The sequence below is a fragment of the Arthrobacter agilis genome (assembly GCF_002953615.1).
Lineage (GTDB): Bacteria > Actinomycetota > Actinomycetes > Actinomycetales > Micrococcaceae > Arthrobacter_D > Arthrobacter_D agilis_B.
This window is the reverse complement of sequence record NZ_CP024915.1, coordinates 2,123,235-2,131,844: the sequence shown is the minus strand read 5'-3', so window position 1 is coordinate 2,131,844 and position 8,610 is coordinate 2,123,235. Positions and strand designations below refer to the sequence as shown.

The following is an 8,610-nucleotide window of genomic DNA, read 5'->3' as shown; positions in this document are numbered from 1 at the left end:
GGTTGGACTGGTCGGAGGCGGTGTCAGCTACCCCCGAGTCTCTCCGGGACTGGGACGCCCGTGATTGGAGGAATGAGCCGTGAGGCGGCGAGACAGGCGGCACGGTTGAAGGTTAAAGTTACAGTAACGCCGCTTTCGAGTGCGCGGGTCAATAAGGAGATGAGGGCGTAGCCGTCAAGTCTCTTAGGTTGGCCCGGCATGCGGGGCAGCGTGAGGGACACGGGCCACGAGCCGGCCGGCACTGATCAGCCGCCGTCTACCTGGCCCGGCTGTCCCGCCGTGTGCAAGTTCCGCCGACGATCCCGCCGGCCGGCCTGAGGTCCCCTTAGCGGGGGATAAGGGCCCGCCGTCGCTGTGATGCTTCCGCGTCGTAACGGCTCCGGTTCCTTTATTCACTCCTGCGCTGACCCCTGCCTATACGGGGCGCGCTTTCCTGCCCTGGGAGGGCTAAACCATGAGCACAAATACCCGCAAGGAAACTATCCGGGCCGCTGCTGCTGCTGCTGCTGCGAAGCGCGCAACGGATATCGCCGCGAAGGCCGAAGCCGACAACCGCAACATGACCGCCGACGAGTTGGCGGACTACGGCCGCGCGATGTCGGAAGCGAAGACGGGCCTGGAACGGCTCCGGCAGCTCGACGTGGACGACAACGTATCCGAGCAAGTGCGGAAGCTGGGCGATGACCTTTTCGGGCCGGGCGGCGGGTCTGGGAGCGGCGCGAAGCGCCTGGCGCTGACCGGTGCTGGCCGGAAGGACTCAGCCCGGGCCATCGCCGGGAAGATGATGACCGGCGACAGGTTCGGCCGTAAGGCCCTCACGGACTCCGGGTCGATCGTGACCCCGGTTCCCCTTCAAGGCGACGTCGCGAGCATGGGCCGGGTGCCGGCCTCGCTGCTGGAAGTCCTGCCGGTCATCCAGCACGAATCGCCCACCTTCAAGTTCCTGCGCCAGACACGGCGGGAGAATAGCGCTGCGATTGTCGCGCCAGGCGCGGTGAAGCCGACCAGCCTCTACACCGTCGAAGGAGTGCCCGGCGAGCTCCGGGTTTTCGCTCACCTGTCGGACCCCGTGGACAAGTACCTGCTGCAGGACGTCGCGAGCCTGGAACGGTTCGTAGCCGACGAGATGCTTGCTGGATTGAACGCCGCGGTGGAAGCCGAAGTCCTCAATGGCGACGGCATGGCCGGGCACCTTCGCGGCATCCTGGCCACGTCGGGTATCCAAGTGCAGGCCGCGTCCGCCGATGGCGTGACGACGGTTCGCGCCGGCATTACCAAGCTCGAAGCGGCCGGCCATGACGCGTCCGTGATCGTGCTGTCTCCCGGTGCGTGGGCTGACATGGAAACGGCGCGCAACGCGTCAGGCGCGTTCGACCTCGCCGGCCCCGTGGACCGTGCCGCGCGGAAGCTGTGGGGTGTGCAGGTCGTGCTCTCCACCACGGTGCCGGTAAATACCGGGCTGATCTTTGACGCCTCGACCTTGGCCGTGGATACGGACCTCGCCGGTATCGAAACGAAGTGGAGCGACGCAGGCGAACTCTTCGACCGCAACCAAGTGAAAGCGCGCGTTGAGGGCCGATTCAGCGTTTCCGTTTTTCAGCCCTCCGGCGTCGTGGAATTCACGCTGCCTATGCTTACGCCGTAGGTGCGAATACTGTGAGCGAGAAGTTGCCAATGTAGGACGCGGAGCAAGGCGTGAGGCGTGGGCGCTAGTGGGACGCCGGACTCCAGCGGCCCCGCCTCCACCTTGCCCGCCCTAGTTTGACGACTGATCGGTCGGCTTTTTGATTCAGGTGGACGGTCGGTGCATTCTTCGGCAGCGGTGGGAGTACCCGCCCCTTGTCCCTCGCGAAATCCTCCGCTCGTGCGAAGAGCTCGTACCGTTCCTGGTCCGCATAATTCTGTTCTCGCTCATCGCTGACTGTTTCCCATGCGTCTGCATAAGCAGCGTAGTGAGGTAGGGCACCAGGATCACTCCTGACGGAACTGACGTGCTGCTGCAACTTCCTGTCCACCCACGAGGTGATCTCGCGTACGCGGCGTTCATAGGGTCTCCAAGGCTGTATGTACGCCGCGAACATGCCGTCAGTATCTAAGAAGTCGAAGGCTTTTCTTAAATCCTTTTCGAGGCGTGCATCATGCAACCAACTGAGCTGGACCTCGCACTGCTCAATGAGGTCAAGCACCTGTCTGTCCACATCCGCCTTTAGGCGCTGAGGGTGCCAGCCCTGGTCATCGTAAATTTGACCAATTGTCGCCCCCCGCAACTTTTGATTGAGAACGACGATCTCGCGCGCTGCACTGTGCGAAAGACTGGTCATCTGACGTTCCGTTACTGCATCGCGGTCGACTATCCAAAACCAAAAGGCAGCGACTACCGCAACCATCCCTCCTAGAGCGGTGCCAACTGCCGAGCTCCAGAAGGTCTCCTGAGTGTCGGACTCCACAGCAAAGTAGATCCCATATGCGAAGAGCGCGACGGTGATGACTACGAGGCACACGAGTGTGAGGAGGTGACGTGGTCTCGCTGGTTTAGTTCTGCGCACGAGCACAGACGTTACACCTGAGGCTTGGCAGCTCCTCCTACGCAGCGGTCGCTATGCAGCGATACGGCAAGTCCAGTCGCGTGATCCTCGTTTTTCGCCCCATAGGGAAGGGGGGGGTCGAATCGTCGAGTCATCGTCTGCTGGCCCCGAGTGCCGGGAGGAGTCCCTCCCCCTCCGACGTAGGGGAGGGGGTCGCGCGCGTGGGGATCAGTTGCTTCAAGATTCTCGTGCGGGCACTCCCACTTACAGCAGGTTAAAAGAGAACGGAGCCGTGATCCTTCACGGCTCCGTTCGAGGCTTAGACGCTCAACGCTTGTTATCGGGGCTGCACATTTTCTGCTCCTCGGTTGGTCACTGCGGTTCACTTAATGTAGCACCAGGATTGCCAGCTGCAGCACGTTTTTGGCTGAGAGCTTGCTCAACCTCGTACGCACGGACACCTTCGAGCAAAGGCCACGACGTCCAGAACCACTCCGACAGCTCCTCCGTGCCCCTCAGTGGCCTACCAATCTCCAAGGCCTCTTCGTGCCTGTCGAGAAGGGCCAGCTTGGCAAGCTTGAAGATGGGAACGAGCGGTTCCGTATCCCATTGCTCAACCTTGCGCCTGCACTTGTCGAACTCCCCAAGGTACTTCCGAGCCAGCCAGCCGTTCACGTCCCAGCGGTACCCCGCCGATGTGTCGGTGAAGGTCTTTGAGGTGTACTCAGCCGTGACGTCACGTACTGGCTCAAACCGACGCGCTAGTAGAAGCTTGTAGAGGATGTTGGCTGCGTGAGTCTCCAGGATGCGCTTGTGGTTCTTGTCCGTCAGTTGTTTCAAGCCTGAGACGCATACCAAGGAGATCCCTACGACAAGTAGATGGTCTGCCACTCGGCGGAGGTACTTCACGTCAACAGGGCGTTCAGTGCCTAGCGGAACGTCTCGGAAGGCTTTCGGCACTTTGTCGATGTACTGCTGGGATACCCGACCTCCGTTGTGAACGACGATGTGCCGCCGCTGAAAAGCTTCGAGGATGAAGTCGTTCACTGCCATGCCCGGAATCGTGATGCCGAACTTCGAGCTCAAGGTATCCAGCCACTCCGCGTACCCGTCATACAGGGCTCGGTCAATGGCCCTGTCCATGACGTGCGTCTTGAACGCCTTCATGGACTCAAACTTCACTATGTCGGGAAAGGCGAAGCCCTTATCAGGCGAGGTGATTGCCCCGGGGTGCATCTTGAACAGGATGCGCATCAGGTTGCTAAGCAGAACCTCGAAATCCCCGATCAGGTTAGTCAGCAGCATCGACAGCATGCGCGGTCCACCCTGAGCTGGTCGAAAATGTCCAGACAACAGCAGGCTGAAGTACTCGCGACGGCAGTCGTCCGGTAACCTCTTAAAGATTTCCACCAATGCAATCAGGCGGGCATCTGCCGGTTCGTCACCGTCCGCGGGCCGGTCACCGTCTGCGGGCCGGTCACCGTCTGCGGGCCGGTCACCGTCCGCAGGTCCATCACCGTTCTTATCGGAGTCCTCGGCCGCTTCCTCTTCACGAGAGATGTAGTCCCAGACCATGTCAAACACCTCTGGGTCGACATGTGGGAACTCGATAGCAGCGGTGACCCGTGTGCGCTCCATTGCGTTGTCGATCTCGGACTCGTGAGACTCCACGTACTCAGCGGTGTAGAGAATCTCCGCTTGCTGGCTCAATAGGTCAAATAGTAGATCAGTGAATTCGTAAGCAGGCGCGTCTGCGCTGGATTCGCCCTCCGGCACTGCATCGCTCGGTTTTTCGGCCATTGAGCCCCCCTCTGTTTCGTCCATAATCTGTTGCCGCGGCCCATGCGCTGAGCAACCACCTAATCCTACGAGGGCGCGAGGACAATCTTGCCCGGGAGATCCTCCCGGGCAAGATCCGGGAGGAAATAAAATCAGCCCTAGTTGTTGGGGTGGCTTTGGGGCTTCTGCCGTCGGAACGATCGGTCGCACGATCAGGAGCTACGAGGTGCCGGTGGTGACCGATGGGCTGGTAGCTGCTGTGCCAACGTGCCGGTAATGCTCGGCTGGTTCACAGTCAGCCCTAGGTGGCGGGCTGACTGTGAACTGGTGCCGTACAAAGACGGAGGACACGTGCCAGGAGCTACGGGGATTACTCGCGGGCTCGCAGGGCCGGGATGCGTAGCGCGTGCCGCCGCGGGCCGTCTGTGGCCGCCTGCGTAGTGTCCTGCCGGGCCTGCCTTGACCAGGACGCCGTGCTACTCGGAAAGCATCAGCGCCGGGTCTACGGCGCTGATGCACGGGTGTTGGTATCCCTCTGACGGATCGACGCGCGGCACTCACCAGGTGACGCAGGAGCTGTGTCTGTCGGCTTGCCCTCGTGCCGGCTGCGGCATCGGGGCAGGGCACTGTGCATGGCGGGCGCGAGCGGATACGCTTGAGCCTGCAATCCAAGTGTCAGCTTGATTGCCGCGCCGGGTGGACTTGCAGGTCCGACCCGGCATTTCTCGCTTCGCAACGAGTTACTTGGGTAAGCATCCGCGTACGCCATTGCGACGCTCGCGGCCGTCGCTTTCGCGGCGCTCCTCGTCGCCGTCCTGTCGAGCGGCGAGATCAAGGGACTGCTCATGTCCCTGATCACGTCGGCGCTGAACTTCGGCTGATGGTGACCGGCCGGGGCGGGCCGGGACGCGACCCCGCAGGACCACCGGACGAGTGTCATCGTGGACGTCATCTGATGAGCGGTACCGACGAGCCAGGCGACCCGCGCACACCGCGAAACCCGCAGGAGCCGCACGAGCCGCACGAGCCGCATGGCCTGCAGCACCAGCGCGCACCGGACCCCTCGGATGGGGCTCCTGGAAGGCCGAGTGCTCGTCGGAAGGGTCTGCGCCAGGAGACCGCCAGGACCTCCGACGGCGGTCAGCGCGGCTCGGTCACGGCGGAGGTCGCCGTCGTGCTTCCCGCCCTGGTCGTCCTCCTCGCGCTGCTGCTCGGGACCGCCCATGTCGGCACCGTCCAGCTACGGCTGGAGGAAGCCGCACGTGCCGGAGCACGCGAGGCGATGCGGGGCGAAAGCAGCGGAACAGTCCAGCAGACGGTGCAGCGTCTCGCCGGGCCCACCGCGAGGGTGCGGGTGGCGACGGACTCGGGATGGACCACCGTCGAGGTGACGGCACAGGTCGAGGGACCCGTCGTGGACCTGATGGGGATCGAACTCACGGCCACTGCTTTGGGGAAGGAGGAACACGGTGGATAGGAGTGGGGCGGCCGCCGGCGCAGGGCGGAGCCGCGATGCCGAGAGTGGGGCCGGGACGCTGCTGATGGCGGGCCTCGCGCTGGTAGCAGTCCTCCTGATCGCAGCAGCAGTCCTGGTGCTCCAGGCGGCGTCCGCTGCATCGAAAGCGGCGACCGCGGCCGACCTCGCGGCACTCGCAGCCGCGGACGTCGCGCGAGGACTCGCCACCGGGGACCCCTGCGCGGCCGCCTCGAGCGTCGCTGGACGCCACGGGGCCAGGGTGCAGGACTGCACGATCGGCGGGGCGGGCCCCGGAACCGCGCTGGTCCGGGTCTCGGTCGGCGTCGCCGGCCCGCTTCCCGACGCCCTCGGCGCAGCCCGGGCCGGGCCGCCTCCGTGAGCGTCACCCAGGGACTACCCGGCGTCCGTCCGCTGATCCTCCAGATCGGACGCCGCAGACGCGGACCTCGGGGAGGTCGACGCGGAGATCGATGCGCCGCTGGTGGCCGGAGCCGCATCGTGGCCGGGGTCCGATACGCGGGCCGGACCGGCACCGGGAGCGGCACCGGCCTGGTTCAGGATGAGCGAGAGGACCGCCACGGCACCACCCTTGCTGAGCGGATTGTTCCGGTTGCCGCACTTCGGCGACTGGACGCAGGAGGGGCACCCCGACTCACACTCGCAGGCCTCGATCGCGTCACGGGTCGCGGACAACCAGGTGCGCGCGGCCTCGTAGCCCCGCTCGGCGAAGCCGGCGCCGCCGGGGTGGCCGTCGTACACGAAGATGGTGGGCATCCCGGTATCGGCGTGCAGCGCGGTGGACACTCCGCCGATGTCCCAGCGGTCGCTGGACGCGACGAGCGGGAGCAGGCCGATCGCCGCATGCTCCGCTGCATGGAGCGCCCCGGGGAGCTCCTCCGCGAGGATGCCCTCCGCCTCCAGCAACTCCGGACTGATCTCGAACCACACGCTCTTCGTGAAGAGATCCCGTGCCTCGAGTTCGAGCGGTTCCTCACCGAGGATCTCGTTGGAGGAGAAGGCCTTGCGCTGGAAGGACACCACCTGGGTCGTCACCTTCACGTCGCCGAAGTTGGCGAGGACCCCACCCCAGAGCCGGCTGACGTCCCGGCCGATCACCTCGATCTGCGTGACGTCCCGTGCCTGCGTGTAGTAGTCGGGATGGGCCCGTGCGACGACGGCGCAGTGGTCCTGCTCGTTGAGTTCCTGCACCACGTAGGTCCGCCCCTGATGGACGTACACCGCCCCGGGGTGCGCCTGGTAGTGGCTCTGCGGCGAATCCATGGTTCCGAGGAGTGCGCCCGATTCCGCCTCGACGATGTTGATCGGCCCACCTCCGTCGGCGCGCAGGTTCACCATCGAGGCGGCACTCTGGGGATGGGTCCAGAACCATCCGGCGGGACGGCGCCGCAGGAAGCCCTGGTCGCACAGGGTGCCGAGCAGTTCCTCCGACGTCGCGCCGAACAGGACGAGGTCGGCGTCTGTCAGCGGGAGCTCCGCGGCTGCGGCGCACAGGTGCGGCCCCAGCACATACGGATTGGAGGGATCGAAGACGGTGGCTTCGACGGCGAGGTCGAAGACGGCCTCGGGGTGGTGCACCAGGTACGTGTCCAGGGGGTCGTCGCTGGCCACGAATGCGGCGATCGCGTCCTGCCCGGAGCGGCCGGCGCGGCCGATTTGCTGCATCAGCGAGGCCCGGGTGCCGGGCCAGCCGGCCACGAGCACGGCGTCGAGACCGGAGATGTCGATGCCGAGCTCCAGCGCCGAGGTGCTCGCGACACCGAGCAGCTCACCGCTGCGCAGGGCTGCCTCGAGGGCCCTGCGCTCCTCGGGCAGGTATCCCGAGCGGTAGGCGGCGATGCGGTGGGGGAGGCTCGGATGGACGTCCTCGAGCATCCGCCGGGAGGTCTGCGCGATACTCTCCGCGCCCCGCCGCGATTTGATGAAGGCGATGGTCCGCACATGGGAGGACACGAGGTTGGCGAGCAGGTCGGAGGTCTCGGCGATCACCGTCCGTCGCGTCGCCGCGCCGTTCTCACCCTTCATTCCCGTGAGCTCCGGCTCCCAGAAGGCGACGGTGGTGGAGCCGTGCGGAGAGCTGTCCCGGTCCACGGCCCGGGTCGGAGCGCCGATCAGCCGGGCGAAGGAGGCGGCGGGCTCGGCCGACGTGGCGGACGCCCCGATGAACACCGGATCCGCCCCGTAGCTCGCGCAGACGCGCCGCAGGCGTCGCAGGAGGTTCGCGACATGCGAGCCGAAGACGCCACGGTAGCTGTGCGCCTCGTCGATGATGACGTACTTGAGGCGGCGGAAGAACCGGGCCCACCACGTGTGGTTGGGCAGGATCCCGTAGTGGAGCATGTCCGGGTTCGCCAGCACCATGTTCGCGTGGTCGCGGATCCACCGCCGCGCAGGCGACTCGGTGTCGCCGTCGTACGTCTCCGCCCGGACCGTGGGGAGTCCCAGCGCGTTGATGGCGGCGAGCTGGTCAGCGGCCAGGGCCTTCGTCGGAGCGAGGTAGAGGGCCACCGAGCCGGTGGGGGCGAGCGTCGCGCGGTCCAGCAGTTCGCTGCGGTGGATCTCGTCGAGGACGGGCAGCTGATAGCAGAGCGACTTCCCGGACGCGGTGCCCGTCGCAATGATCGTGTGCTCCCCGTCGTGGGCCGAGGTGGCGCCCTCCACCTGGTGACGCCACGGTTCGCTCACGCCGCGGGCGGCGAAGGCATCGACGACGTCGGGGTGCACCCATTCGGGCCACGGTTCGTGCTCGGCCTCGCGCGCGGGGATCTCGCGGACATGCAGCAGCTGCTCAGGGTCGGGCCCCCCTCCGAG

The 8,610-nt window shown here is 65.5% G+C and carries 7 protein-coding genes; 4 read left to right on the top strand and 3 right to left on the bottom strand.

The features are described from left to right. The first annotated feature begins 454 nt into the window (after positions 1–454). A complete protein-coding gene (locus CVO76_RS10405) occupies positions 455–1,645 on the top strand; it encodes a phage major capsid protein (RefSeq protein ID WP_208739180.1) in 1,191 nt (396 codons plus the stop codon). Positions 1,646–1,709: 64 nt separating this feature from the next. Here CVO76_RS10405 and CVO76_RS10400 read toward each other — a convergent pair whose 3' ends face one another. Together CVO76_RS10400 and CVO76_RS10395 are read right to left on the bottom strand one after the other, a co-directional pair. Then, entirely contained in the window at positions 1,710–2,387 is a 678-nt protein-coding gene (locus tag CVO76_RS10400) for a hypothetical protein (RefSeq protein WP_208739179.1), read from the bottom strand. Between the two features lie 510 nt (positions 2,388–2,897). After that, the gene (locus tag CVO76_RS10395) at positions 2,898–4,325 is read right to left on the bottom strand and encodes a hypothetical protein (protein WP_208739178.1); all 1,428 of its coding nucleotides are present in this window, start codon (positions 4,323–4,325) and stop codon (positions 2,898–2,900) included. 746 nt (positions 4,326–5,071) lie between these two features. Between CVO76_RS10395 and CVO76_RS17560 the strand changes: the two genes are divergently transcribed. The 3 genes from CVO76_RS17560 to CVO76_RS10380 all read left to right on the top strand — a co-directional run bounded on the left by CVO76_RS17560 (position 5,072) and on the right by CVO76_RS10380 (position 6,160). Then, the gene (locus tag CVO76_RS17560) at positions 5,072–5,185 is read left to right on the top strand and encodes a DUF4244 domain-containing protein (protein WP_208741783.1); all 114 of its coding nucleotides are present in this window, start codon (positions 5,072–5,074) and stop codon (positions 5,183–5,185) included. 293 nt (positions 5,186–5,478) lie between these two features. After that, on the top strand, positions 5,479–5,781 hold the full coding sequence (locus CVO76_RS17355; protein WP_244185889.1) for a TadE family type IV pilus minor pilin: 303 nt from the start codon (positions 5,479–5,481) through the stop codon (positions 5,779–5,781). Next, the gene (locus CVO76_RS10380; protein ID WP_244185887.1) at positions 5,774–6,160 is read left to right on the top strand and encodes an Rv3654c family TadE-like protein; all 387 of its coding nucleotides are present in this window, start codon (positions 5,774–5,776) and stop codon (positions 6,158–6,160) included. Before CVO76_RS17355 ends, CVO76_RS10380 begins: the two co-directional genes overlap by 8 nt. 14 nt (positions 6,161–6,174) lie before the next feature. Here CVO76_RS10380 and CVO76_RS10375 read toward each other — a convergent pair. Further along, on the bottom strand, positions 6,175–8,610 hold a 2,436-nt coding region (locus CVO76_RS10375), incomplete at its 5' end, for a DEAD/DEAH box helicase (protein WP_244185885.1).